The sequence below is a fragment of the Streptomyces curacoi genome (genome assembly GCF_001513975.1).
Lineage (GTDB): Bacteria > Actinomycetota > Actinomycetes > Streptomycetales > Streptomycetaceae > Streptomyces > Streptomyces curacoi.
The window spans coordinates 1,026,778-1,051,594 of record NZ_KQ947984.1 but is presented as its reverse complement, the minus strand read 5'-3'; the positions used below and the strand labels follow the sequence as shown (position 1 = coordinate 1,051,594).

Below are 24,817 nucleotides of genomic sequence, written 5' to 3'. Positions count from 1 at the left end.
ATGGATTCCGTTGAGGTCGATGCCTATCTCCGTCGCCTGGGGGTCGAGCACCCGGCGTGGCCCACCGTGGACGTGCTGCGCGAGCTGCATCTGCGCCATCTGCAGACCGTGCCCTTCGAGAACCTGTCGATCCACCTCGGCGAGGAGATCGTCCTGGCGGAGAAGCGGTTGCTGGACAAGGTGGTGGGGGCAAGGCGGGGTGGGTTCTGCTACGAACTGAACGGGGCGTTCGGGGCGTTGCTCACCGCGCTTGGCTTCGATGTGACGCTGCTGGCGGCGCGGGTCCACGGGACGGAGGGGCGGCTGGGGATCCCCTTCGACCACATGGCGCTGGAGGTGCGGACGGTGGACGGGGGCACATGGCTGGCCGATGTCGGTTTCGGGGCGCACAGTCACTATCCGCTGGCGTTCGAGGCGCGGGGTGAGCAGATGGATCCGGCCGGTGTGTTCCGGATCGTCGAGGCCGGGCCGGACGCGGCCGGGGTGCGCGGCGGGCACGACGCGGCGGAGGCGGCGGATCTGGACGTCGTCCTGGACGGCAGACCGGAGTACCGGCTGGAGCGGAGGCCGCGGGCGCTCGGTGACTTCGCGGCCGGGGCGTGGTGGCACAGCACCTCGCCGGGCTCGCACTTCACGCAGTCGCTGGTGTGTTCGCGGGTCACCGAGGAGGGCGGGCGGATCACGCTCAGCGGCCGGACGTTCAAGGTGACGGCGGCCGACGGGACACGGAAGAAGGAGGAGTTGGGCACGGACGAGGAGGTGCTTACGGTGTACCGGGAGCGGTTCGGGATCGAGCTGGACCGGGTGCCGACGGTGCGGGATGCCGGGTGCCTGAGAATTGCTCCGTGAGTGATGTGAGACATGTGCTGGTGCTGCCCGACCGTGACGCGGCGGAGGAGGTGGCCGAGGCGCTCGGGGAGCGGTTCCCGATCGACGAGGAGCCGCGGTTGGTGCGGGACGCCTTGGCCGGCGAGGACGACGCCGAGGACGCGCAGTGGCTGGTGGTGCTGCGGGACGAGGAGGGGCGGCTCGACCCGGGGGAGCTGGACGAGTTCGCGGGGGAGTGGGACGGGTGGCGCGAGGAGCCGTAGCTCACACGGTGTCCACGGCGCCCGGGGCCCGGCCCCGGCTCCCCGCCCCCGTTGTCAGTCCGCCATGCCATGCTTGTCGCGATGGCCAGGAAGACTGCGAATGACGACCTCCTCGCTCCCGTGACGCTCGCCGTGGGGCAAGAGGAGCTGCTGCTCGATCGTGCCGTGCGGGAGGTGGTGGTCGCCGCCAGGGCCGCCGATGCCGACACGGATGTGCGGGACCTGAACCCGGAGCAGTTGCAGCCCGGCACGCTGGCCGAGTTGACCAGTCCGTCGCTGTTCGCGGAGCGCAAGGTCGTGGTCGTGCGCAATGCGCAGGACCTGTCGGCCGACACGGTCAAGGACGTGACGGCGTATCTGGGGGCGCCGGCCGAGGAGATCACCCTCGTGCTGCTGCATGCCGGTGGGGCCAAGGGCAAGAAGCTGCTCGACGCCGCGCGCAAGGCGGGAGCGCGCGAGGTGGCGTGCCCGAAGATGACCAAGCCGGCGGATCGGCTGGCGTTCGTGCGGAGCGAGTTCCGGGCGACCGGGCGGTCCGCGACGCCGGAGGCCTGCCAGGCGCTCGTCGACGCCATCGGCAGCGATCTGCGGGAGCTGGCGTCCGCGGTGAGTCAGCTGGTCGCCGATGTCGAGGGAACCATCGACGAGGCCGTCGTCGGGCGGTACTACACCGGTCGCGCCGAGGCGTCGAGCTTCACGGTGGCCGACCGGGCGGTCGAGGGGCGGGCGGCGGAGGCGCTGGAGGCGCTGCGGTGGTCGCTGGCGACGGGCGTGGCGCCCGTCATGATCACCAGTGCGCTCGCGCAGGGCGTGCGGGCCATCGGGAAGCTGTCCTCCGCGCGCGGCGGCCGGCCCGCCGACCTCGCTCGCGAGCTGGGCATGCCCCCGTGGAAGATCGACCGCGTACGGCAGCAGATGCGGGGCTGGACGCCCGACGGAGTGGCGGTCGCGCTGCAGGCGGTCGCCGAGGCCGACGCCGGAGTGAAGGGCGGCGGGGACGACCCCGAGTACGCCCTGGAGAAGGCGGTCGTGATCATCGCGCGGGCGGCGCGTTCCAGGGGACGCGGCTGACCGGCGCCGAGGTGCGCGGCGGGCATGATCCAGTGGCCATGGTGGCGACCGCGAGGACAATCGTGCGTACAGCCTGAATCGCCGAGCACGACGGATATGACGGAAGGGTGGCGATCGGCATGGCCGAGCACCCGCACGCAGCTCTCGTCCGCAGGGGCTACGAGGCCTTCACCTCCGGTGACCTGGACAGCCTGCGCACGCTTCTGGCCGGGGACTGCACGTATCACCTCCCCGGTACTCACCCGCTCGCGGGTGACTACAAGGGCCAGGACGCGGTCCTCGATGTGTTCCGGCGGATCTTCGAGGAGACGAACGGGACACTGAACGTGGAGCTTCGGCAGGTCCTCGTCGACGGCCGAGGCCACGCGGTGTCCCTGCACCACTCCACGGCCGAGCGCCGGGGCAAGCGCATGGAACTCGACGGAGGGATCGTCTTCCGGATCGTCGGAGACAAGGCGACCGATCTCGACGAGTGCTTCCATGACCTCGACGCGCTCGACGACTTCTGGTCGTGAGTCCGGGCACGTCGACCGCACGGCGTTGACTGGGTGAGCGAGGGCGATCGAGGGAGATCGAGGGTGATCGAGTAGCCCGCTCTGCGGTGAAGAGGAGAATCGTGCGTATCAGCCGTACCCGCCGAACGCGGAAAGGTGGCGATCGCCATGGCTGAACACCCGCACGCAGCTCTCGTCCGCACGGGCTACGAGGCCTTCCAGCGCGGAGACATGGACACCCTGCGCGGGATGATGACCGGGGACTGTACGCACCATGTACCCGGCTCCCACCCGCTGTCGGGGGACTTCAAGGGCATCGACTCGATCCTCGACGGCTACTACGGCCGGCTCTACTCGGAGACGGACGGGTCGTTCCAGGTCGAGCTGCGCGACATATTCGTCGACGGCCGCGGGCACGCCATGTCCGTGCACCACTTCACCGCTGACCGCGGCGACAAGCACATCGACGAGGACGGCGGCATCGTCTTCCGGATCGTCGGCGACAAGATCACCGATCTCGACGAGTGTGTCGCGGACATCGACGCGGTCAACGACTTCTGGTCGTGAGCCGGCATGCCGAAGGCCCCGGCGCCCGCCCTGGGGAAGGGCGAGGTGCCGGGGCCTTCGGTTGAAGCCGTTGAGCTCGTTCCCGCGTGGCGAACGCAGGCCGCGAACGAACTCGGGTGCCGGTCGGGAGCGGATGAGAGAGGGCCCGCTCTGGGTCCTTCCGGCGATCAGATCAGAGGAAGGTGTCAGCCCTTGAGGGACGCGACCTTGGAAGCAAGCGCCGACTTCTTGTTGGCGGCCTGGTTCTTGTGGATGACGCCCTTCGAGACGGCCTTGTCGAGCGCACGCGCCGCAGCGCGCTGAAGCTCGGTGGCCTTCTCGACGTCACCCGCGGCAGCGGCCTCACGGGCCTTGCGGATCGCGGTCTTCAGGGAGGACTTGACGGCCTTGTTGCGCAGCCGAGCCTTCTCGTTGGTCTTGATCCGCTTGATCTGGGACTTGATGTTCGCCACTGATTGAGCCTTTTCAGGTTCAGGCACGGGGCCGCGAGGACTCCGGACAAGGATGACTCCGGGTCCCGTACCAGGTGATTTTCTTGGGGTGTGCCTCGCGCTGAGAGGGCATGAGACACAGCCACCCAGGCTACCAGTGGCCCGGAGAATGGCCCAAACCAGCCCCGGGTCGCCGCCCGTGGGACCATGGAAGCTACGTATCGATCCGACCCGAGGCATAAGGCGCCTCAAGAGACAGGACCCTGCGTGCCCGCGACCCCTAACAATGTGCCCGAGCCGAGCCGTACCGACCCGGCTCTGATCCGCAATTTCTGCATCATCGCGCACATCGACCACGGCAAGTCCACGCTCGCCGACCGGATGCTCCAGCTGACCGGTGTGGTCGAGCAGCGGCAGATGCGTGCTCAGTACCTCGACCGGATGGACATCGAGCGTGAGCGCGGTATCACGATCAAGTCCCAGGCGGTGCGTCTGCCGTGGGCTCCGACCCACGACAAGAGCAACACGCACATCCTCAACATGATCGACACCCCGGGGCACGTCGACTTCACGTACGAGGTCTCGCGGTCGCTCGCCGCCTGCGAGGGGACCATCCTCCTCGTCGACGCCGCCCAGGGCATCGAGGCCCAGACCCTCGCCAACCTCTACCTGGCGATGGAGAACGACCTCACGATCATCCCCGTACTGAACAAGATCGACCTGCCGGCCGCGCAGCCCGAGAAGTTCGCCGAGGAGCTCGCCAACCTGGTCGGGTGCGAGCCCGACGACGTCCTCCGGGTCTCCGCAAAGACCGGTGTCGGCGTCGACGCCCTGCTCGACAGGGTGGTCAAGGAGGTCCCCGCGCCGGTCGGCGTCAAGGACGCCCCCGCCCGCGCGATGATCTTCGACTCCGTCTACGACTCCTACCGTGGCGTCGTGACGTACGTCCGTGTCATCGACGGCCAGCTCAACAAGCGCGAGCGCATCAGGATGATGTCGACGGGCGCCACGCACGAGCTGCTGGAGATCGGCACCAACTCGCCCGAGATGCTGGGCGCCGACGGCCTCGGCGTCGGTGAGGTGGGGTACCTCATCACCGGTGTGAAGGACGTCCGCCAGTCCAAGGTCGGTGACACCGTCACCAGCCAGGCCAAGGGCGCGACGGAGGCCCTCGGCGGGTACAAGGACCCGAAGCCGATGGTCTTCTCCGGCCTGTATCCGCTGGACGGCTCCGACTACCCCGAGCTGCGCGAGGCCCTCGACAAGCTCCAGCTCAACGACGCCGCGCTCGTCTACGAGCCGGAGACCTCCGCCGCGCTCGGCTTCGGCTTCCGCGTCGGCTTCCTCGGCCTGCTGCACCTCGACGTGATCCGTGAGCGGCTGGAGCGCGAGTTCGGCCTCGACCTGATCGCCACCGCGCCCAACGTGGTCTACCGGGTCGTGATGGAGGACGGCAGCGAGCACACCGTCACCAACCCGAGCGAGTTCCCCGAGGGCAAGATCAACGAGGTCTACGAGCCCGTCGTACGCGCCACGATCCTCGCGCCGACCGAGTTCATCGGCTCGATCATGGAGCTGTGCCAGACCCGGCGCGGCACCCTGCTCGGCATGGACTACCTGTCCGAGGACCGGGTCGAGATCCGCTACACCCTGCCGCTGGCCGAGATCGTCTTCGACTTCTTCGACCAGCTGAAGTCCAAGACCCGTGGATACGCCTCGCTCGACTACGAGCCCACCGGCGAGCAGACCTCCAGCCTGGTCAAGGTCGACATCCTGCTCCACGGTGACAAGGTGGACGCCTTCTCCGCGATCACCCACAAGGACCAGGCGTACGCGTACGGCGTACGGCTCGTCGCCAAGCTCAAGGAGCTGATCCCGCGGCAGGCGTTCGAGGTGCCCGTCCAGGCCGCCATCGGCTCCCGGGTCATCGCCCGCGAGACCATCCGCGCCATCCGCAAGGACGTCCTCGCCAAGTGCTATGGCGGTGACATCTCCCGTAAGCGCAAGCTGCTGGAGAAGCAGAAGGAAGGCAAGAAGCGGATGAAGATGGTGGGTTCCGTGGAGGTTCCGCAGGAGGCCTTCATCGCCGTACTGAGCAGTGATGACAGCGCGGGGTCGGGCAAGGGCAAGAAGTAACCACCGGTAACAGAGCGTTGCCTGGCAAATCGCCGCAACAGGGGTCCGTCGTGTGAAAGTGCGGCGGGCCCCTACGCGTGCGTAACGTCGCTGTCTGTAGGAAGTGACAGGCCGCGGACCCTTACGCGGTGGCCTGTCGACCTTTACTCTGATCCCTGCTCGATAGTTACTCGCGAGTTAAACAACACCTCGCATGTGAAAACCGCCGTAATGAGCCGGCTGTGATGCCGGCTGCTGAGCCAGCCGCACTGTCGCGGGCCCGGAGGATGTCGTGAGCGACACACAGACACTGATCGAGAACCGTCCGCCGAGCGTGGCGACCCTCTTCCTGGAGCGCGTGGCGGCCACGCCGGACGCGGAGGCATACCGCTATCCCGTACCGCCGGCCTCCGGTGAGGGCCCCGAGGACTGGAAGTCGCTGAGCTGGGCGCAGGCCGCCGAGCGGGTCTACTCGATCGCGGCCGGGCTCATCGAGCTGGGCGTCCAGCCCGAGCAGCGGGTGGCCCTCGCCTCGTCCACCCGGATCGAGTGGATCCTCGCCGACCTGGGCATCATGTGCGCCGGCGCCGCCACCACCACCGTCTACCCGCAGACCAACGCCGAGGAGTCGGCGTACATCCTCTCCGACTCCGAGAGCCGGGTGCTCATCGCCGAGGACGCGGCCCAGCTGGCCAAGGCGCGGGAGAAGCGTGCCGAACTGCCGAACCTGACGCATGTCGTCGTCATCGACCCGGCCGGCGTCGAGACCGCCGACTGGATCCTCACCCTCGACGAGCTGGAGAAGCGCGGCGCGGCCCGGCTGGAGAAGGACGCCGACCTGGTCAAGGAGCGGGTCGGCGCGATCACCAAGGACCAGCTCGCCACCCTGATCTACACCTCCGGTACCACCGGCCGCCCCAAGGGCGTACGGCTGCCGCACGACAACTGGGCGTACATGGCGAAGGCGATCGCCGCGACCGGTCTGGTCGGCCCCGACGACGTGCAGTACCTGTGGCTGCCGCTCGCGCACGTCTTCGGCAAGGTACTCACCTCCGGGCAGATCGAGGTCGGCCACGTCACCGCCGTCGACGGCCGCGTCGACAAGATCATCGAGAATCTGCCGGTCGTGCAGCCGACGTACATGGCGGCTGTGCCACGCATCTTCGAGAAGGTCTACAACGGGGTCGCCGCCAAGGCCCGGGCGGGCGGCGGCGCCAAGTACAAGATCTTCCAGTGGGCGGCCGGGGTCGCCCGCGAGTACGCCAAGGTCTCGCAGGACAACTTCCGGCGCACCGGCAGCCACTCCGTGCCGTTCGGCCTCGGCGCCAAGCACAAGGTCGCCGACGCGCTGGTGTACGCCAAGATCCGCGAGGCCTTCGGCGGCAACCTGCGCGCCTGTGTGTCGGGCAGCGCTGCCCTCGCGCCCGAGATCGGCTACTTCTTCGCCGGCGCCGGCATCCACATCCTGGAGGGCTACGGCCTCACCGAGTCCTCGGCCGCGTCCTTCGTCAACCCCGGTGAGGCCTACCGCACCGGCACGGTCGGCAAGCCGCTGCCCGGCACGGAGGTCCGAATCGCGGACGACGGGGAGATCCTGCTGCGGGGCCCCGGGATCATGGAGGGCTACCACGGGCTGCCGGAGAAGACCGCGGAGGTGCTGGAGTCGGACGGCTGGTTCCACACCGGTGACATCGGCGAGCTGTCGCCCGACGGCTATCTGCGCATCACCGACCGCAAGAAGGACCTCATCAAGACGTCGGGCGGCAAGTACATCGCGCCCGCCGAGGTCGAGGGACAGTTCAAGGCGGTGTGCCCCTACGTCTCCAACATCCTGGTGCACGGCGCCGACCGGAACTTCTGCACGGCGCTGATCGCGCTCGACGAGGTCGCCATCACGGGCTGGGCGAAGGAGAACGGCCTGGAGGACAAGTCGTACGCGGAGATCGTCGCCGACCCGGCCACCGTCGAGATGGTCGACGGCTACGTCAAGAAGCTCAACGAGGGGCTTCAGAAGTGGCAGACCATCAAGAAGTTCCGGCTGCTGCCGCGGGATCTCGATGTGGAGCACGGTGAGATCACGCCGAGTCTGAAGCTGAAGCGGCCGGTGGTCGAGCGGGAGTACAAGCACCTCATCGACGAGATGTACGCCGGTACGCGCGAAGCGTAGGGGGTGGCGCGGGACTGTGTGGTGGCTGACGGTTCGTCGTGGCTGGTCGCGCCCACGCGGCAAAGCCGCGCATCGACACGGTCCCGCGCCCCTTCAGGTCAGATCCCCTGCCCCCTGCTGACCAGGTGCCGTAGCTCCTTCACCTGGGTGCGCAGTGTCGGCAGGTCCGGGTCGTCGGCGGCGAGTTGTTCCTCCAGCGCGGCCAGCCGGGTGCATATGTCCCCGTTGCGGGCCTGCCGCTGGGCCAGCAGGCGCTCCAGCTGTTGGCCCTTGCGGTGCAGGTCCAGGAAGACGCTGACCTTCGCCCGCAGCACCCACGGATCGAACGGCTTGGTCAGATAGTCCGCCGCGCCCGTCGCGTAACCGCGGAAGGCGTAGCCGGGCTCGTCGTCCGCGCCGGTCAGGAAGATGATCGGGACGTCCTTGGTCTGGTCGAGCCGTTTGATGTTCGTGGCGGTCTCGAAGCCGTCCATGCCGGGCATGCGTACGTCGAGCAGGACGAGGGCGAAGCGCCGGCGCAGCAGCGCCTTCATCGCCTCCTCGCCCGAACGCGCGCGTACGAGCGGCTCGTTGAGGGACCCGAGTACGGCCTCCAGGGCGATCAGGTTATCCTCCATGTCGTCGACCAGGAGGATGCCGGCGCGCTCGTCGGTCGCTGCCTCAGCGGTCATGGTGAATCGGCCTCATTCGGTCGTCGGCGGAACCGCCGGTTGCGCGGTGGGGGCGTCCGCGGCCGTACCGTCCGCGCCCTCGGGGTCCAGGAGGTCGCAGACGACGGTCAGCAGCCGATCCACGTCCACCGGCTTCGGTACGTAGTCGTTGGCGCCCCGCGCGATGGACTTCTCACGGTCGCCGGGCATGGCCTTCGCGGTCAGCGCGACGATGGGCAGGTCCGCCCAGCGCGGGGTGCGGCGGATGGCGGAGATCGTCTCGTAGCCGTCCATCTCCGGCATCATGATGTCCATCAGGACGAGTTCGACGTCGGGGCTGCGCTCCAGCGTCTCGATGCCCTCGCGGCCGTTCTCCGCGTACAGGACCGGCATGCCCACCCGCCCCAGGACATGCGTGAGCGCGAAGACGTTGCGGATGTCGTCGTCCACGATCAGCACCCGCCGGCCCGGCAGGACCCGGCCCGCCCGGCCCGTCAGCCAGGCCTCCAGCTTGGTCGGCGTCGGCCAGGCGTCGTCCGCGTCGTGGGCGGACGGGAAGGACTCGGCCGACAGCTGCTCCGGCGCCGGCAGCGGACGGTCCTCGGGCACCGGGCCGGTGGCGGCGTGGCCGGGGCTGACGACCGGGACGTACAGCGTGAACGTGGAGCCCGTGCCGGGCTCGCTCTCGGCGACGATACGGCCGCCCAGCAGGCCCGCGATCTCCCGGCTGATGGACAGGCCGAGGCCCGTGCCGCCGAACTTGCGGTTGGTGGTGCCGTCGGCCTGCTGGAACGCCTCGAAGATCACCGGGAGTTTCTCCCGCGCGATGCCGATGCCGGTGTCGGACACCGCGAACGCGATCACGTCGTCGCTCTCGCGGACCAGGTGGTGCTCGGGATCCTTCATCCGGTTCACCCGCAGCTCCACCTTGCCCGCCGCGGTGAACTTGATCGCGTTGGACAGGAGGTTGCGCAGGATCTGCTGCAGGCGCTGCTCGTCCGAGTACATCTCACGCGGCACGTTCTCGCCGACCGACACCTCGAAGGCGAGCCCCCGGTCGAGGGTGAGCGGGCGGAACGTGGCGTGGACGTAGTCCAGCAGCTTGATGAGCGGCAGCTTCTTCGGGCGTACGTCCATCCGGCCCGCCTCGATCTTCGACAGGTCCAGGATGTCGTTGATCAGCTGGAGGAGGTCCGAGCCGGAGCGGTGGATCGTCGTCGCGAACTGCACCTCCTGGTCGGACAGGTGGCCGTCCGGGTTGTCGGAGAGCAGACGGGCCAGGATCAGCAGGGAGTTGAGCGGGGTGCGCAGTTCGTGCGACATGTTCGCCAGGAACTCCGACTTGTACTGGGAGCTGGTCGCCAGCAGCGCCGCCTTCTCCTCCAGCTCCGCGTTCGAGCGCTGCAGCTCCGCCTGCTGCATCTGGAGTTCGTCCGAGCGTTCCTGGAGCTGCCTGGCGAGGCGCTGGGACTCGCCGAGCAGCGACTCCGTACGGGAGTTGGCGATGATCGTGTTGATCGCGACGGCGATGGTGTTCACGAACTGGTCGAAGAACGCCAGGTGGACGTCGGAGAAGCGGGAGAAGGACGCCAGCTCGATCACGCCGAGGAGCTTGTCCTCGAAGAGGATCGGGATGATGACGACGCTGGTGGGGGCCGCCTCACCCAGCCCGCTGTTGATCTTGATGTAGTCCGGCGGGGCCTCCTCGACCAGGATCCGCTTCTTCTCGCGGGCCGCCTGCTGGACCAGACCGTGCACCGGGAGGCCCCCCGTCTCCACGGTGGCGCCCTGGGCCGAGCCGTACCCGGCGATGAACGCGAGCCCCTTCGCCGGAACCGTGCCATGGAGCGAGGCTCCCTCGCCGTCCGGGTCGGCCAGGAAGAACGCGCCGTACTGGGCGTTGACCAGCGGCGTCAGCTCGCGCAGCAGCAGGTCGGCGACCTCCATCAGGTCGCGGTGGCCCTGCATCAGCGCGGCCAGGCGGGCCAGGTTGGACTCCAGCCAGTCCTTGGCGCGGGTCGTCTCACGCAGGTTGGCCACCATCAGGTTGATGTTGTCCTTCAGCTCGGCGACCTCACCGCGCGCCTCGACCGTGATCGAGCGGGACATGTCGCCCTGCGCCACGGCGGAGGCGACCTCGGCGATCGCGCGGACCTGGGTGGTCAGGTTCAGGGCGAGTTCGTTCACATTGGTCGTCAGGCGCTTCCAGGTGCCGTACACGCCCTCGACCCTCGCCTGACCGCCTAGCTGGCCCTCGGTGCCGACCTCGCGGGCCACTCGGGTGACCTCGTCGGCGAAGGAGGACAGGGTGTCGACCATCGTGTTGATGGTGGTCTTGAGCTCCAGGATCTCGCCGCGCGCGTCCACGTCGATCTTCTTGGAGAGGTCGCCCTGGGCCACGGCGGTGGCGACCTGGGCGATGTTCCGCACCTGGGAGGTCAGGTTGTCCGCCATGTAGTTGACGTTGTCGGTCAGATCCCGCCAGACCCCGGAGACGCCCAGCACCTGGGCCCGGCCGCCGAGCCGGCCGTCGGTGCCGACCTCGCGGGCCACTCGGGTGACCTCGTCGGCGAAGGCGCGCAGCTGGTCCACCATCGTGTTGACGGTGTCCTTGAGTTCCAGGATCTCGCCGCGGGCGTCGACCGTGATCTTCTTGGAGAGGTTGCCGTTGGCGACGGCGGTGGTGACCTGGGCGATGTTGCGGACCTGGGAGGTCAGGTTCAGCGCCATGAAGTTGACGTTGTCGGTGAGGTCCTTCCAGACGCCGCTCACGCCGCGCACCTGGGCCTGACCGCCGAGGTTTCCTTCGGTGCCGACCTCGCGGGCGACGCGGGTGACCTCGTCGGCGAAGGCGGAGAGCTGGTCGACCATCGTGTTGATGGTCGACTTCAGCTCCAGGATCTCGCCCTTCGCCTCCACCGTGATCTTCTTGCCGAGGTCGCCCTGGGCCACGGCGGTGGACACGAGGGCGATGTTGCGGACCTGGGAGGTCAGGTTGTCCGCCATGAAGTTGACGTTGTCGGTGAGGTCTTTCCATACGCCGGAGACGCCGCGTACCTGGGCGCGTCCGCCGAGGTTTCCTTCGGTGCCGACCTCGCGGGCGACGCGGGTGACCTCGTCGGCGAAGGCGGAGAGCTGGTCGACCATGGTGTTGATGGTCGACTTGAGTTCGAGGATCTCGCCCTGGGCGTCGACGGTGATCTTCTGGCTCAGGTCGCCGTTGGCGACGGCCGTGGTGACCTGGGCGATGTTGCGGACCTGAGAGGTCAGGTTCGACGCCATGAAGTTGACGTTGTCGGTGAGGTCCTTCCAGACGCCGCTCACGCCGCGCACCTGGGCCCGCCCGCCCAGCCGGCCTTCGGTGCCGACCTCGCGGGCGACGCGGGTGACCTCGTCGGCGAAGGCGGAGAGCTGGTCCACCATCGTGTTGACGGTCAGTTTGAGTTCGAGGAGCTCGCCGGTCGCCTCGACGGTGACCGTGCGGGTCAGGTCGCCGCGGGCCACCGCCGTGGTCACCAGGGCGATGTCGCGCACCTGCGCCGTCAGCCGGGCCGCCATCGTGTTGACCGCCTCGGTCACGTCCCGCCAACTGCCCGACAGCCCCTGCACCTTGGCCCGGCCGCCCAGCCGGCCCTCGGTGCCGACCTCGCGGGCGACCCGGGTCACCTCGCCGGTGAACAGGGAGAGCTGGTCGACCATCTTGTTCACGGCACGGCCGAGGCGGCGCAGGTCACCGCGTAACTGACGGGTGCCGTCGTGCAGGTCGACGCGCTGGGTGAGGTCGCCGCCGGCCACGGCGTCCAGTACGCGCGTCGCGTTCGCCGCCGGGGCCACCAGGGCGTCGAGCAGATGGTTCACGTCGTTGACGCGGGTCGTCCAGTCGCCCTGCCCCGGGCTCGCCGAGAGGCGCTCGTCGAGCCGGCCGTGCCGCACCAGCTCCCTTTTGACGCGCTGCACTTCGCCGTTGAAGTGTGTGCTGCGGTCCATGATCTGGTTGTAGACCGCCGTCAGCTCGGCCACCATCCCGTCGCCGGTCTCCGGGAGCTTGCGGAAGTCGCCGTCCCGGGCGGCGGTCATCGCGGCGAGCAGGGGGCGCAGATCCGATGCTCGAATTTGACCGTCTTTCTGTCCTTCTTCGAGCACGCGCGTAGCACGGTTCTCACTCATGGCGGCCCACTTCGGTAACTCGGTGCTTATGGGCGTGGCCAGTCTGTCACTCTGTCGGCGTCGACTGAGGCGTAATCGTCCGAACCGTTCGGGGAGCTGTCCATGGGGGCCATTCCGGCGCAACGGGAAACCGTTACCCGTGCCTCTGATGCGCCTGCGCACGAGAGTGCGCGCCCGCGCTCGGAGGAGAGCGCACGCCCGCGCACGGATCACGGCACCCGCCCGGGCGCGGACGATGCCTCCCGCCCGGGTGCGGACGACGCCGCCCACCCGGGTGCGGACGATGCCGCACACGCGGGCGCGGACAATGGCGGGGCGCTGTCGCACGTGGACGGCGACACCGCCTTGTGCGTGGACGCCGACGCGCCCTTGTGCGTGGACGGCGATCCCCTCCCGCGTGTGGATCACGAGCCACACCCGCGCGTGGGCCTCTGGACACACCTGCGCGTCCACGACGAGCCTCATCCGCGCGTCAACGACGAGCCACAGCCAAGCGTCAACGACGAGCCGCACCCGCGCGTGGACCACGAGCCACACCCGTGCGTGGGCCTCTGGACACACCCGCGCGTCCACGACGAGCCTCATCCGCGCGTCAACGACGAGCCACAGCCAAGCGTCAACGACGAGCCGCACCCGCGCGTGGACCACGATCTGCACCCGCGCGTCGACCCCGATCCGCACCCCCGCCCGGCCCCCGACCCACACCCCCGCCCGGCCCCCGACCCACACCCCCGCGTCGACCCCACCACACACCCGCACCCCGAGACCCGCACCACCCTCCCCGGCAGCCCCCTCTCCCCGGGATCGGCCCGCGCCCTCGTGCGGGCCGCGCTCACCGAGTGGGCCGCGTCCGGTCTCCCCGGCACCGAACACGTCAGTGACCGGCTCGTCGACGACGCCGTCGTGGCCGTCAGCGAGCTTGTCACCAACGCCGTCGTGCACGCCGGTACCGAGGTCGAGCTCGCCTGTCGGCTGGAGGAGGACACCGGCGCCCTGCTCGTCGAGGTGCTGGACCATCACCCCTCGCGCGCCCCGCGCGACGCGGAGCTCGACGCGCCGTACGAGACACCGGAGCACGGGCGCGGCCTGCGGCTGGTGTCCCGGCTCGCCGAGTCCTGGGGCGTCACCTATCGCACCGGCGCCAAGACCGTGTGGGCCCGGCTGCCCGCCGAGGACCCGGTGGCGGCCAAGGACGACATCGAGGCGTGCGCCGAGGAGCGCGCGCTGGAGCGCGGGCTGCGCGTCGCCGAGATCCTCGCGCCGGAGCCGCCGCCGCTCTCGGCCGAATCCGAGCGCGGGCACCCCCCTCGCGAGCGGGAACGGGACTGGCTCAACCGAGGTGCCCTGTCCTTCCTCGCCGAGGCCTCCGACCTGCTCGCCGGGCAGCTCGACGAGAACCTGGTCGCCGCCCTCGCCGGCCAGCTGATCGTGCCGCGGCTGGCGGACTGGTGTGCGGTGTGGCTGGAGGACGAGGTCGCCGGCCGCTGGGGATACCCCCGATCCGGCGACGCCGGCGATGCCGACGGCGGGAGCGGCTGGCCGGCGGACGGCATGGCGGGGACGGGCCCCCGGCTCGCCCGCGTCTGGCACGGCTCCGAGAACCTCATCGAGGAACTCCGCCGCACCCTGGAGAAGGAGCCACCGCATCCGCCCGACCACCACCGCACCGGGCCCGTGCCCTATCCCTGGCCCGGTGCGGCGCTCGGCGCCCGCGGGGCGCGCGGTACGGCGCTCGCGTACCGCCTGATCGCCGGTGGCCGCCCGCTGGGCACGCTGGTCATCGGCCGGGCCGGACTCGCGCGCTTCCCCGACGAGATCACCGGGCTCGTCGAGGACCTCAGCCGCCGGGTGGCCCTCGCCATCGGCGCGGCCCGCCAGTACGCCCGGCAGGTCACCATCAGCCGGGTCCTGCAGCGCGGACTGCTGCCCGGCGCCGTCGCGGAGATCCCCGGAGTGGCCAGCGCCCTGGTCTACGAACCGTGCGACAAGGGCGGCCCGAGCGGCGACTTCTACGACCTCTTCCCGGCCGGCGACGGACGCTGGTGCTTCGCCATCGGCGACGTCCAGGGCAAGGGCCCCGAGGCCGCCGTGGTGATCGGCATCGCACGCCCCTGGCTGCGGCTCCTCGCCCGCGAGGGCTACCGCGTCGCCGACGTGCTCGACCGCCTCAACCAGCTCCTCCTCGACGACGCCACCGAGGCCGCCGACGCCGCCGCCCGCGCCCTCGTCGGCCCGGTCCCACCCGGCGACGGCCCGCAGACCCGCTTCCTGTCCCTGCTGTACGGCGAACTCACCCCCGTCGACGACGGCATCCGCTGCACCCTCGCCTCCGCCGGACACCCGCTGCCGTTGCTGCTGGGCGCGGGCGGCGAGGTCCACACGGCCGCGCAGCCGCAGACCCTCCTCGGGGTCGTCGAGGACGCGACGTACACCAGCGAGACCTTCGAGCTGCGCTCCGGCGACACCCTGCTGTGCGTGACCGACGGGGTGACCGAGCGGCGCAGCGGCTCACGCCAGTTCGACGACGGCGACGGGCTGGCGACCGCGCTCGCCGGGTGCGCGGGGCTGAACGCCCAGCTGATCGCGGAACGGATCCGCAGGCTGGTGCACGAGTTCAGCGGCCGTCCGCCGGAGGACGATCTGGCGCTGCTGGTGCTGCAGGCCGAGTAACCGGCGGGGTACGGGACAATAGAACCCATGCCCTCCGCACTCCCCGACGGCGAGCCCGTCCCCGCCGACGGCGCCCTGCCCGCACACGCGCTCGCCGGGTCCGCCGACCGCCCCCTCGGCTTCTACCTGCACGTCCCGTACTGCGCGACCCGCTGCGGCTACTGCGACTTCAACACCTACACGGCGACCGAGCTGCGCGGCACGGGCGGCGTCCTGGCCTCCCGCGACAACTACGCGGACACCCTGATCGACGAGATCCGCCTGGCCCGCAAGGTCCTCGGCGACGACCCGCGCGAGGTCCGCACGGTCTTCGTCGGCGGCGGTACGCCGACGCTGCTGGCCGCCGACGATCTCGTACGGATGCTGGGGGCGATCCGCGACGAGTTCGGGCTGGCACCGGACGCGGAGATCACGACGGAGGCGAACCCGGAGTCGGTGGGCCCGGCGTATCTGGCCACCCTCCGCGAGGGCGGCTTCAACCGGATCTCCTTCGGCATGCAGAGCGCGAAGCAGCACGTGCTGCGCGTGCTGGACCGGACGCACACGCCGGGGCGCCCGGAGGCGTGCGTGGCGGAGGCCCGCGCGGCGGGCTTCGCGCACGTGAACCTGGACCTGATCTACGGCACCCCGGGGGAGTCGGACGACGACTGGCGGGCGTCGCTGGAGGCGGCGCTGGGTGCGGGGCCGGACCACATCAGCGCGTACGCCTTGATCGTGGAGGAGGGTACGCAGCTGGCCCGTCGTATCCGTCGGGGCGAAGTCCCGATGACGGACGACGACGTCCATGCGGACCGGTACCTGATCGCGGAGTCGGCGCTGTCGGAGGCGGGCTTCGAGTGGTACGAGGTGTCCAACTGGGCGACCTCGGAAGCGGGCCGCTGCCTGCACAACGAGCTGTACTGGCGAGGCGCCGACTGGTGGGGCGCGGGTCCGGGAGCGCACTCCCATGTGGGCGGGGTGCGCTGGTGGAACATGAAGCACCCTGGCGCGTACGCGGCGGCCCTGGCGGCGGGGCGGTCGCCGGGGGCGGGGCGTGAGCTTCTGTCGGAGGAGGACCGACGGGTCGAGCGGATCCTGCTGGAGCTGCGGCTTCGGGAGGGGGTGCCGCTGGATCTGCTGCGGGGGGAGGGGCTGGCGGCTTCCCGGCGGGCGCTGGGGGAGGGGCTGCTGCAGGAGGGGCCGTATGCGGAAGGGCGTGCGGTGCTGACGTTGCGGGGGCGGTTGCTGGCTGATGCGGTGGTCAGGGACTTGGTGGACTGATCACTCGGGCGACTGAATCGCCCCGGAACTGCGGTTCGGCCTCTAACCTGTGTTCGTAGGCTGCCGCCAAAAGGACGCGGCGGATGCGGAGGCCACGGAGATGACCGCTGTGGACGAGCGTGGAATGGCCCATTACCTCGACATGTTCGAGCCTCCCGAGGGCGTCAAGGCTGAGCTCCTCCGGGGGGTAATCGTGATGATGGCCAGCCCAGATCTGGTGCACAACCTGATCGTGCTGCATACACAGCGGCAGATTCCCATGGACCGCTGGTATCCCATCCAGACTCAGGACGTCGACATCGTCGGCGAGGAGAGTGTGCCCATCCCGGACCTGGTTGTCGCGGCGCCGGACGTACTGCCTGCTTCGGGGCATCTCCTGCCGTCAGCGCTGGTCACAGCGGTGGTCGAGGTCGTCTCAAAGTCCAGCGTCCACCAGGACTACGTGGTCAAGCGCTCGATCTACGCGGCGGGAAGGATCCCCGCCTACCTCATCCTCGACCCGATCATGGCGCAGTGCGTCTTGCTGACGAAGCCTGCGGGCGAGGGTGAGGACGCCAACTACCTCAGCCAGGAGATCATCAAGTTCGGAGATCCGATCCGTTTGGAGAATCTGGGAATCGAACTGGACACCAGCGAGTTCGGAACGTTCCCCGACGTCAGGCCCCACCGCTACCCGTGACGAAGTCGATCAGCTCCTCCACCCGCCCCAACAACGCCGGCTCCAGGTCCTTGTAAGACCCCACCCGCCCCAGAATCGCCTGCCACACCGCCCCGGTGTTCTCCGACGGCCACCCCAACGCCCGGCACACCCCCGTCTTCCAGTCCTGCCCGCGCGGCACCTTCGGCCACCCCGCGATCCCCAGCGACGACGGCTTCACCGCCTCCCAGATGTCGATGTACGGGTGGCCCACCACCAGGGCGTGCTCGCTGGTCACCGCCTCCGCGATGCGCCACTCCTTCGTGCCCGGCACCAGGTGGTCGACCAGAACCCCCAGCCGCGCATCCGGACCCGGCGCGAAATCGGCCACGATCGACGGCAGGTCGTCGATGCCCTCCAGGTACTCCACCACCACGCCCTCGATGCGCAGGTCGTCGCCCCAGACCTTCTCGACCAGCTCGGCGTCGTGCCGGCCCTCGACGTAGATACGGCCGGCGCGGGCGACCCGCGCGCGTGCGCCGGGGACGGCGACCGAACCGGACGCCGTACGGGTGGGACGTACCGGAGCCGAGGACGTCGGCCGGACGAGGGTCACCACCTTGCCCTCCAGCAGGAAGCCGCGCGGCTCCAGCGGGAACACCCGGTGCTTGCCGAAGCGGTCCTCCAGCGTCACCGTGCCCGCCTCGCAGCGGATGACCGCGCCGCAGAAACCGGTGCCGGGCTCCTCGACCACCAGGCCCGGTTCCGCCGGGACCTCGGGGACCGGCTTGGGCTTCTTCCAGGGGGGAGTCAGGTCCGGTGAGTACTGGCGCATTCGAGTGACGATAGGAGAAGCCCGGCCGTCAGGGAGCGCAGATCAACGCGACACGCCGAAACGGGCCGCGAGGGCGTCCCGCTGGCGTCGTACGAACGCCGCGTCCACCACCGCTCCGTGACCGGGCACGTACAGCGCGTCCTCGCCGCCCAGGTCCAGGAGGCGGTCCAGGGCCGCCGGCCAGTGGGACGGTACGGCGTCGGGGCCGGCCTGGGGTTCGCCGGACTCCTCCACCAGGTCGCCGCAGAAGACCACCTCCCGGTCGCCGGGGAGCTCGCCAGGCACGAGCACGACCAGGTCGTGGGCCGTGTGCGCCGGGCCGACGTTCGCCAGCAGGACCTGACGGCCGCCGCCCAGGTCGAGGGTCCACTCGCCGCTCACCTGGTGGTGGGGGTGGACCAGGGCGTCCACGGCCTCCTCCGCCGACGCCGGGTCCAGGCCGTTGCGTACCGCGTCCGCCCGCAGCTCCTCGCGCGCGTGCCGTTGCGCGAACACCGTGTCCAGGCCCACAGCGCCGAAGATCTCCGCGCCCGCGAACGCCGCCGCCCCGAAGACATGATCGAAATGGGGATGCGTCAGCGCGAGATGGGTCACACGGTGACCCGCGAGCCACTGCGCCTGGGTCCGCAACCGCGCGCCCTCCCCGAGGCTCGACCCCGCGTCGATCACCAGCGCCGTGTCCCGCCCCACGACCAGCCCGGCAGTGCAGTCCCACACCGGGAGCCGGCACCGGCCCACCCCGGCCGCCAGCCGCTCCCACCGCAGCTCTTCCCAAGTCACCGTCATACGGCGACGCTAGCGGGGACACCACCAACGAGCACGGTGGTGCCGGACCGGCCTTGCCCGGGGCGTACCCCACCGCCGTACACTGGGCCGGGGACGGCTGGCACTCGGGCAGACAGAGTGCCAGGCAAGCGCCAAGGGGAACGACTTCTGGAGGTGTGCGCGAGATGCTGAGTGAACGCAGGCTTCAGGTGCTGCGCGCCATCGTCCAGGACTACGTCGGGACGGAGGAGCCGGTCGGCTCCAAGGCGCTCACCGAGCGGCACAACCTCGGCGTCTCCCCGGCGACCGTCCGCAACGACATGGCGGCCCTGGAGGACGAGGGCTACATCGCGCAGCCGCACACCAGCGCCGGTCGGATCCCGACCGACAAGGGCTACCGGCTGTTCGTCGACAAGCTCGCCGGCGTCAAGCCGATGAGCCCGCCGGAGCGGCGTGCCATCCAGAACTTCCTCGAGGGCGCCGTAGACCTCGATGATGTGGTGGCGCGGACCGTGCGGCTGCTCGCGCAGCTCACCCGGCAGGTCGCCGTCGTGCAGTATCCGTCGCTGACCCGGTCCACCGTCCGGCATGTCGAGCTGCTGTCGCTCGCGCCCGCGCGGGTGATGCTCGTGCTGATCACGGACACCGGGCGGGTCGAGCAGCGGATGATCGACTGCCCGGCGCCGTTCGGTGAGGCCTCGCTCGCGGATCTGCGTGCGCGGCTCAACAGCCGGGTCGCGGGGCGGCGCTTCACCGATGTGCCGAGGCTCGTCGAGGACCTCCCCGAGGCCTTCGACATAGAGGACCGCGGCACCGTCTCGACCGTGCTCTCCACCCTCCTGGAGACGCTCGTCGAGGAGAACGAGGAGCGGCTGATGATCGGCGGCACCGCCAATCTCACCCGCTTCGGACATGACTTCCCCCTCACCATCCGGCCCGTCCTGGAGGCCCTTGAGGAGCAGGTCGTGCTCCTCAAGTTGCTGGGCGAGGCCAAGGATTCGGGCATGACCGTGCGCATCGGCCACGAGAACGCCCATGAGGGACTCAACTCCACGTCCGTGGTGTCGGTCGGCTACGGTTCGGGCGGCGAGGCAGTCGCCAAGCTCGGCGTGGTCGGACCGACCCGCATGGATTACCCGGGAACGATGGGAGCGGTACGCGCAGTGGCACGGTACGTCGGACAGATCCTGGCGGAGTCGTAAGTGGCCACGGACTACTACGCCGTTCTCGGCGTGCGTCGCGACGCGTCGCAGGAAGAGATCAAGAAGGCCTTCCGGCGGCTCGCGCGCGAGCTGCACCCGGACGTCAACCCGGATCCGAAGACCCAGGAGCGGTTCAAGGAGATCAACGCCGCTTACGAGGTGCTGTCGGACCCGCAGAAGAAGCAGGTCTACGACCTCGGCGGCGACCCGCTGTCCCAGGCGGGCGGCGCGGGAGCCGGCGGTTTCGGGGCCGGTGGCTTCGGCAACTTCTCGGACATCATGGACGCCTTCTTCGGTACGGCGTCCCAGCGGGGTCCGCGCTCGCGTACGCGGCGCGGCCAGGACGCGATGATCCGGCTGGAGGTCGAGCTCGACGAGGCGGCCTTCGGTACGACGAAGGACATCCAGGTCGACACGGCCGTCGTCTGCAACACCTGCAACGGTGAGGGCGCGGCGCCGGGGACCTCGGCGCAGACGTGTGACATGTGCCGCGGGCGCGGTGAGGTGTCGCAGGTGACACGGTCCTTCCTGGGCCAGGTCATGACCTCGCGGCCGTGTCCGCAGTGCCAGGGCTTCGGGACGGTCGTGCCGACGCCGTGCCCCGAGTGCGCGGGTGACGGGCGCGTGCGGTCGCGGCGGACCCTGACGGTCAAGATCCCGGCCGGTGTCGACAACGGCACGCGGATCCAGCTCGCCGGTGAGGGCGAGGTCGGGCCCGGTGGTGGTCCCGCCGGTGACCTGTACGTCGAGATCCATGAGCTGCCGCACCCGACCTTCCAGCGGCGCGGCGACGATCTGCACTGCACGGTGACGATTCCGATGACCGCGGCGGCTCTCGGTACGAAGGTGCCGCTGGAGACGCTGGACGGGCTGGAGGAGGTCGACATCCGGCCGGGTACCCAGTCCGGTCAGTCGATTCCGCTGCACGGGCGGGGTGTGACGCATCTGCGGGGTGGCGGGCGCGGTGACCTCATCGTGCACGTCGAGGTGCAGACGCCGACCAAGCTGGATCCCGAGCAGGAGCGGTTGCTGCGGGAGCTGGCCAAGCTGCGGGGTGAGGAGCGGCCTCAGGGGCAGTTCCAGCCGGGGCAGCAGGGGTTGTTCTCGCGGCTGAAGGACGCGTTCAACGGTCGTTGACGGTGAGGGTGCGGCGGGTTGGGTTTCGCCCCCCGTCGGCTTGAAGGGCGGACGGGCCGGATGGGCTGACCGGCGTCCGAAAGTGATGGCCCATGCCAAGGGGAAGGGCCGATTCGGACTTGTTCGGGGGACGTGACAACATGCCGTCATGTCCTCCGCGCTGACCGATCTCTTCCCTCACCCGATCGTGCAGGCCCCCATGGCAGGCGGCGTCTCCGTGCCGCAGCTCGCAGCTGCCGTGTCCGAGGCCGGCGGGCTGGGATTTCTCGCCGCCGGGTACAAGACGGCCGACGGGATGTACCAGGAGATCAAGCAGCTGAGGGGGCTCACGGGCCGGCCCTTCGGGGTCAACCTCTTCATGCCGCAGCCCGAGTACGCCGACGCCGCGGCCGTGGACGTCTACGCACACCAGCTGGCCGGCGAGGCCGCCTGGTACGAGACCGAGCTGGGGGACCCGGACAGCGGGCGGGACGACGGGTACGACGCCAAGCTCGCCGTGCTGCTCGACAACCCGGTGCCGGTGGCCTCCTTCCACTTCGGCGTGCCGAGCGGTGAGGTGCTGGAGTCGCTCCGCCGTGCCGGAACCTTCACTCTGGTCACCGCCACCACGCCCGACGAGGCCCTCGCCGTGCAGCGGGCAGGCGCCGACGCGGTGATCGCACAGGGGGTCGAGGCCGGTGGCCATCAGGGGACTCACCGCGACCACCCCGAGACCGACGGCACCGGCATAGGGCTGCTGTCGCTCATCGCCCAGATCCGGGAGACCGTGAGCCTGCCCATCGTCGCGGCCGGCGGCATCATGCGCGGCAGCCAGATCGCCGCCGCGCTCGCGGCCGGCGCCAGTGCCGCCCAGCTCGGGACCGCCTTCCTCGCCACCCCGGAGTCCGGCGCCAACGCCCTGCACAAGCAGGCACTGACCAACCCGCTGTTCGTCCGCACCGAGTTGACGCGGGCGTTCTCCGGACGCCCCGCCCGTGGTCTCGTCAACCGCTTCATGCGCGAGCACGGGCCGTACGCCCCCGCCGCCTATCCCGAGGTCCACCACCTCACCTCGCCCCTGCGCAAGAAGGCCGCCGCGTCCGGTGACGCGCAGGGCATGGCGCTGTGGGCGGGGCAGGGGCACCGTATGGCCCGCGAACTGCCCGCCGGGCAGCTGGTGGAGGTGCTGGCCGCCGAGCTCGATGCGGCGGCGACAGCGTTGTCTGCCGTTCCGAAGGGCGGTGCGGGGCGATGACGGCTCCCGTTTTCGTGGTCGAGCACTTCGACGCCGGTGGCGGCGGGCGGTACGTCCTCGACGGGCCCGAGGGGCGGCACGCCGTCTCCGTGAAGCGGCTAAGGCCCGGAGAGACCGTCGTCCTCACGGACGGCGCCGGCCGCTGGGCCGAGTGCGAGGTCGTCGACACCGAGGGCAAGGACCGGCTCGTCGTGCACATGGGTGCCGTGGCCGAGGAGCCGGCGCAGTCGCCCCGTATCACCGTCGTCCAGGCCCTGCCCAAGGGCGACCGCGGTGAGCTCGCCGTCGAGACCATGACCGAGACCGGCGTCGACGCGATCGTGCCCTGGGCGGCCGCCCGGTGCATCACCCAGTGGAAGGGCGAGCGGGGCCTGAAGGCGCTCGGCAAGTGGCGGGCCACCGCCCGCGAGGCCGGCAAGCAGTCCCGCCGGGTGCGCTTCCCGGAGGTCGCGGACGCGGCCACCACCAAGCAGGTCGCGGCGCTGCTCGCCGAGGCCGACTTCGCCGCCGTACTGCACGAGGAACGCGACTACGGCAGCGAGCCGCTCGCGACCGCCGAGCTCCCCTCGTCCGGCGAGATCGTGCTCGTCGTCGGGCCCGAAGGCGGGGTGGCGCCGGAGGAGTTGGCCCTCTTCGAGGAGGCGGGCGCGAAGGCGTACCGGCTGGGCCGTACCGTCCTGCGCACCTCCACCGCCGGAACCGCGGCGACGGCCCTGCTGCTCGGCCGCACCGGCCGCTGGTCCTGACACCGGGAGGGATGTTCGCCGTGGAACTCGCCCAAGTACGGCTGATGGTCACCGACTTCGCCGCCTGCTACCGCTTCTACGCCGATGTCCTCGGCCTCAAGCCGCAGTCGGGCGCGGCGAACGGGCCGTACGAGAAGTTCAGCCCCGCCGTCGGCTCGGCGGGCATCGCCCTCCAGGACCGGGCGATGATGGCCGAGGTGCTGGGCGAGCTCGGCGACGAGGCCACCGGCCATCGCTCACTGGTGGTGCTGCGGGTCGACGACCTGGACGCCTACTGCGCGCAGATCACCTCGCGCGGCGCGACCCTGCTGCACGGCCCCGCCCCCATGACCGACCGCATGCGCGTCGCCCACCTCAAGGACCCGGAGGGCAACCTGGTGGAGCTGCAGGAGTGGCTGCTGCTGCGCGGCTGAGGACGGCGTCGAACAGCTCCCAGCCGTCCACCTCCACGGCCCCCGGCAGGAGTCCACGGGCCGTCGCCTCGTCGACGAGCCCGCGTACGACACCGGGTTCGCGCAGGTTGAGCAGCTTCCCGGGGCCGGTCGCCACGCATCCGACGTAGGAGTAGCCGCCGGAGACGGCCCGGCCCGCACCCTCCCGGAAGACGATCCGGGTACGCACACCGTCCAGGGTCAGGTGCAGGACCTCGCGGCACACGTCGCCGTCCGCGTGCTGGTGCCGCACGCTCCAGAGATACGTCGTCCGCTCGTCCACGACGAGCCTTCGCAGCCGGCGGTCGTTGCCCATCCCGTCACGCTACGGCGCCGGGCAGGGCCTCCGCTCCGGGTCGGTGGACCGGCGTGCCGGGTCCCGCGGGGAGGGACTGGCCGGTCCTGCGGCTGGAGGTCCGTGGGGGCGGCGAGGGCGCCAACACTCCTCGGGAGCATGGTCAGTTGAGTGAATCCCCGATTCTGACGTGCGGGAGCGAGGAGTGGCCGTATGCGCCCTACCGCGTCGGCCGGGACAGTGGCAGGCTGCCCTCCATGCGGGCGTTCCGGAGGATTTGGGGTCGTACGGGTCGCACGGGCAGTCGCTCAGGTCGTCGTGCGGGTCGTCGCGCGACAGGGCCGCGGGTGGCGGCTGCGGCGGGTCTCGCCCTGTTCGCCGTCGGCGGGGCGGTCGCCTGCGATCCGGGCGGGTTGAACACCGCGACCGTCGCGTTCACGACCGACCAGGCCGTGACCAAGGAGCTGGAGCGGCAGAAGGCCGACGTCCGGTGGCTCAACTGCACGGGCTCGTACGACAACGGCGACAGCCCCGGCGGGGCCACGGCGAGCGAGAGAACCGTGGTCGAGGTCGACTGCGAGGGGGAGACCACCGACGGCAAGGACATCACCGTCACCGGCAGGATCACCCGGGCCGTCAGCGGCGCCTGTGTCCGCGGGGACCTCGTCGCCAAGATCGACGGCAAGGAGTGGTTCCATGTGAACGGCCTGGGCGACTGCGACGCCACGCCGTCCCCCGTCGACCCGCCCGGGGGCGGACAGCAGCCCGGCCCGACCGTCACGGTGACCGTCACCAGGACCGTCTACTGCAAGGAGCACCCGAACTGCTGGCCCGAGGGCAAGTGACCGCGGC

At 70.3% G+C, this 24,817-nt stretch carries 22 protein-coding genes; 16 read left to right on the top strand and 6 right to left on the bottom strand.

Annotation, left to right across the window (positions count from 1 at the left end; translation table 11 throughout):
• From AQI70_RS04670 to AQI70_RS04650, 5 genes are all read left to right on the top strand, one after another.
• On the top strand, positions 1 to 849 hold the full coding sequence (locus AQI70_RS04670; protein ID WP_062144459.1) for an arylamine N-acetyltransferase family protein: 849 nt from the start codon (positions 1 to 3) through the stop codon (positions 847 to 849).
• Complete coding sequence (locus tag AQI70_RS04665; protein WP_062144456.1) at positions 846 to 1,091, top strand: hypothetical protein; 246 nt, start codon at positions 846 to 848, stop codon at positions 1,089 to 1,091. Before AQI70_RS04670 ends, AQI70_RS04665 begins: the two co-directional genes overlap by 4 nt.
• An 81-nt stretch (positions 1,092 to 1,172) precedes the next feature.
• Positions 1,173 to 2,162: a DNA polymerase III subunit delta gene (gene holA / locus AQI70_RS04660; RefSeq protein ID WP_208607279.1), complete on the top strand. Its 990-nt coding sequence runs from the start codon at positions 1,173 to 1,175 to the stop codon at positions 2,160 to 2,162.
• A gap of 119 nt (positions 2,163 to 2,281) precedes the next feature.
• Positions 2,282 to 2,677 carry a nuclear transport factor 2 family protein gene (locus AQI70_RS04655; RefSeq protein ID WP_062145093.1) on the top strand — a complete coding sequence of 132 codons (396 nt, stop codon included), beginning with the start codon at positions 2,282 to 2,284 and terminating at the stop codon, positions 2,675 to 2,677.
• A 147-nt stretch (positions 2,678 to 2,824) separates the two neighbouring features.
• Positions 2,825 to 3,223, top strand: coding sequence for a nuclear transport factor 2 family protein (locus AQI70_RS04650; protein ID WP_062145092.1), 399 nt, complete (start codon positions 2,825 to 2,827; stop codon positions 3,221 to 3,223).
• A gap of 185 nt (positions 3,224 to 3,408) precedes the next feature.
• On the opposite strand, the gene rpsT is transcribed toward AQI70_RS04650, so the two are convergent.
• Positions 3,409 to 3,675 (bottom strand): 30S ribosomal protein S20, encoded by a 267-nt coding sequence (gene rpsT, locus AQI70_RS04645; RefSeq protein WP_004001350.1) that lies wholly within the window; start codon positions 3,673 to 3,675, stop codon positions 3,409 to 3,411.
• Between the two features lie 246 nt (positions 3,676 to 3,921).
• On the opposite strand from rpsT, the gene lepA reads away from it, so the two are divergent.
• On the top strand, positions 3,922 to 5,790 hold the full coding sequence (gene lepA, locus AQI70_RS04640; protein WP_062144450.1) for a translation elongation factor 4: 1,869 nt from the start codon (positions 3,922 to 3,924) through the stop codon (positions 5,788 to 5,790).
• Positions 5,791 to 6,061: 271 nt separating this feature from the next.
• Positions 6,062 to 7,936 (top strand): AMP-dependent synthetase/ligase, encoded by a 1,875-nt coding sequence (locus tag AQI70_RS04635; protein ID WP_062144447.1) that lies wholly within the window; start codon positions 6,062 to 6,064, stop codon positions 7,934 to 7,936.
• Positions 7,937 to 8,034: 98 nt separating this feature from the next.
• On the opposite strand, the gene AQI70_RS04630 is transcribed toward AQI70_RS04635, so the two are convergent.
• Together AQI70_RS04630 and AQI70_RS04625 are read right to left on the bottom strand one after the other, a co-directional pair.
• On the bottom strand, positions 8,035 to 8,607 hold the full coding sequence (locus tag AQI70_RS04630) for a response regulator (protein WP_062144444.1): 573 nt from the start codon (positions 8,605 to 8,607) through the stop codon (positions 8,035 to 8,037).
• 12 nt (positions 8,608 to 8,619) lie between these two features.
• A complete protein-coding gene (locus AQI70_RS04625) occupies positions 8,620 to 12,753 on the bottom strand; it encodes a HAMP domain-containing protein (protein WP_208607278.1) in 4,134 nt (1,377 codons plus the stop codon).
• A 651-nt stretch (positions 12,754 to 13,404) separates the two neighbouring features.
• On the opposite strand from AQI70_RS04625, the gene AQI70_RS04620 reads away from it, so the two are divergent.
• The 3 genes from AQI70_RS04620 (at position 13,405) to AQI70_RS04610 (ending at position 17,362) form a co-directional block, all read left to right on the top strand.
• Positions 13,405 to 15,423 (top strand): SpoIIE family protein phosphatase, encoded by a 2,019-nt coding sequence (locus AQI70_RS04620; protein WP_425264602.1) that lies wholly within the window; start codon positions 13,405 to 13,407, stop codon positions 15,421 to 15,423.
• A gap of 27 nt (positions 15,424 to 15,450) precedes the next feature.
• The gene (gene hemW / locus AQI70_RS04615; protein ID WP_062144437.1) at positions 15,451 to 16,683 is read left to right on the top strand and encodes a radical SAM family heme chaperone HemW; all 1,233 of its coding nucleotides are present in this window, start codon (positions 15,451 to 15,453) and stop codon (positions 16,681 to 16,683) included.
• Between the two features lie 100 nt (positions 16,684 to 16,783).
• Positions 16,784 to 17,362 (top strand): Uma2 family endonuclease, encoded by a 579-nt coding sequence (locus tag AQI70_RS04610; protein WP_062145087.1) that lies wholly within the window; start codon positions 16,784 to 16,786, stop codon positions 17,360 to 17,362.
• On the opposite strand, the gene AQI70_RS04605 is transcribed toward AQI70_RS04610, so the two are convergent.
• Positions 17,340 to 18,155, bottom strand: a complete 816-nt coding sequence (locus AQI70_RS04605; protein WP_062144434.1) for a DUF3097 domain-containing protein — start codon at positions 18,153 to 18,155, stop codon at positions 17,340 to 17,342. The genes AQI70_RS04610 and AQI70_RS04605 overlap by 23 nt on opposite strands.
• Before the next feature lie 42 nt (positions 18,156 to 18,197).
• Positions 18,198 to 18,941, bottom strand: a complete 744-nt coding sequence (locus AQI70_RS04600; RefSeq protein ID WP_062144430.1) for an MBL fold metallo-hydrolase — start codon at positions 18,939 to 18,941, stop codon at positions 18,198 to 18,200.
• 164 nt (positions 18,942 to 19,105) lie between these two features.
• Between AQI70_RS04600 and hrcA the strand changes: the two genes are divergently transcribed.
• From hrcA to AQI70_RS04575, 5 genes are all read left to right on the top strand, one after another.
• Positions 19,106 to 20,122, top strand: a complete 1,017-nt coding sequence (gene hrcA / locus AQI70_RS04595) for a heat-inducible transcriptional repressor HrcA (RefSeq protein WP_062145086.1) — start codon at positions 19,106 to 19,108, stop codon at positions 20,120 to 20,122.
• Positions 20,123 to 21,259 (top strand): molecular chaperone DnaJ, encoded by a 1,137-nt coding sequence (gene dnaJ, locus AQI70_RS04590; RefSeq protein ID WP_004001361.1) that lies wholly within the window; start codon positions 20,123 to 20,125, stop codon positions 21,257 to 21,259. It abuts the gene before it with no gap.
• 148 nt (positions 21,260 to 21,407) lie between these two features.
• Positions 21,408 to 22,493, top strand: coding sequence for a nitronate monooxygenase (locus AQI70_RS04585; RefSeq protein WP_062144427.1), 1,086 nt, complete (start codon positions 21,408 to 21,410; stop codon positions 22,491 to 22,493).
• Positions 22,490 to 23,239, top strand: coding sequence for a 16S rRNA (uracil(1498)-N(3))-methyltransferase (locus AQI70_RS04580; protein ID WP_062144424.1), 750 nt, complete (start codon positions 22,490 to 22,492; stop codon positions 23,237 to 23,239). The genes AQI70_RS04585 and AQI70_RS04580 overlap by 4 nt, the downstream gene beginning before the upstream one ends.
• A gap of 20 nt (positions 23,240 to 23,259) precedes the next feature.
• The gene (locus AQI70_RS04575; protein WP_062145083.1) at positions 23,260 to 23,652 is read left to right on the top strand and encodes a VOC family protein; all 393 of its coding nucleotides are present in this window, start codon (positions 23,260 to 23,262) and stop codon (positions 23,650 to 23,652) included.
• Here the strand turns inward: AQI70_RS04575 and AQI70_RS04570 are convergent.
• Complete coding sequence (locus AQI70_RS04570) at positions 23,594 to 23,986, bottom strand: hypothetical protein (protein WP_062144421.1); 393 nt, start codon at positions 23,984 to 23,986, stop codon at positions 23,594 to 23,596. The genes AQI70_RS04575 and AQI70_RS04570 overlap by 59 nt on opposite strands.
• A gap of 326 nt (positions 23,987 to 24,312) precedes the next feature.
• Between AQI70_RS04570 and AQI70_RS04565 the strand changes: the two genes are divergently transcribed.
• Positions 24,313 to 24,810, top strand: a complete 498-nt coding sequence (locus AQI70_RS04565) for a hypothetical protein (RefSeq protein WP_062144419.1) — start codon at positions 24,313 to 24,315, stop codon at positions 24,808 to 24,810.
• Positions 24,811 to 24,817: the final 7 nt, after the last annotated feature.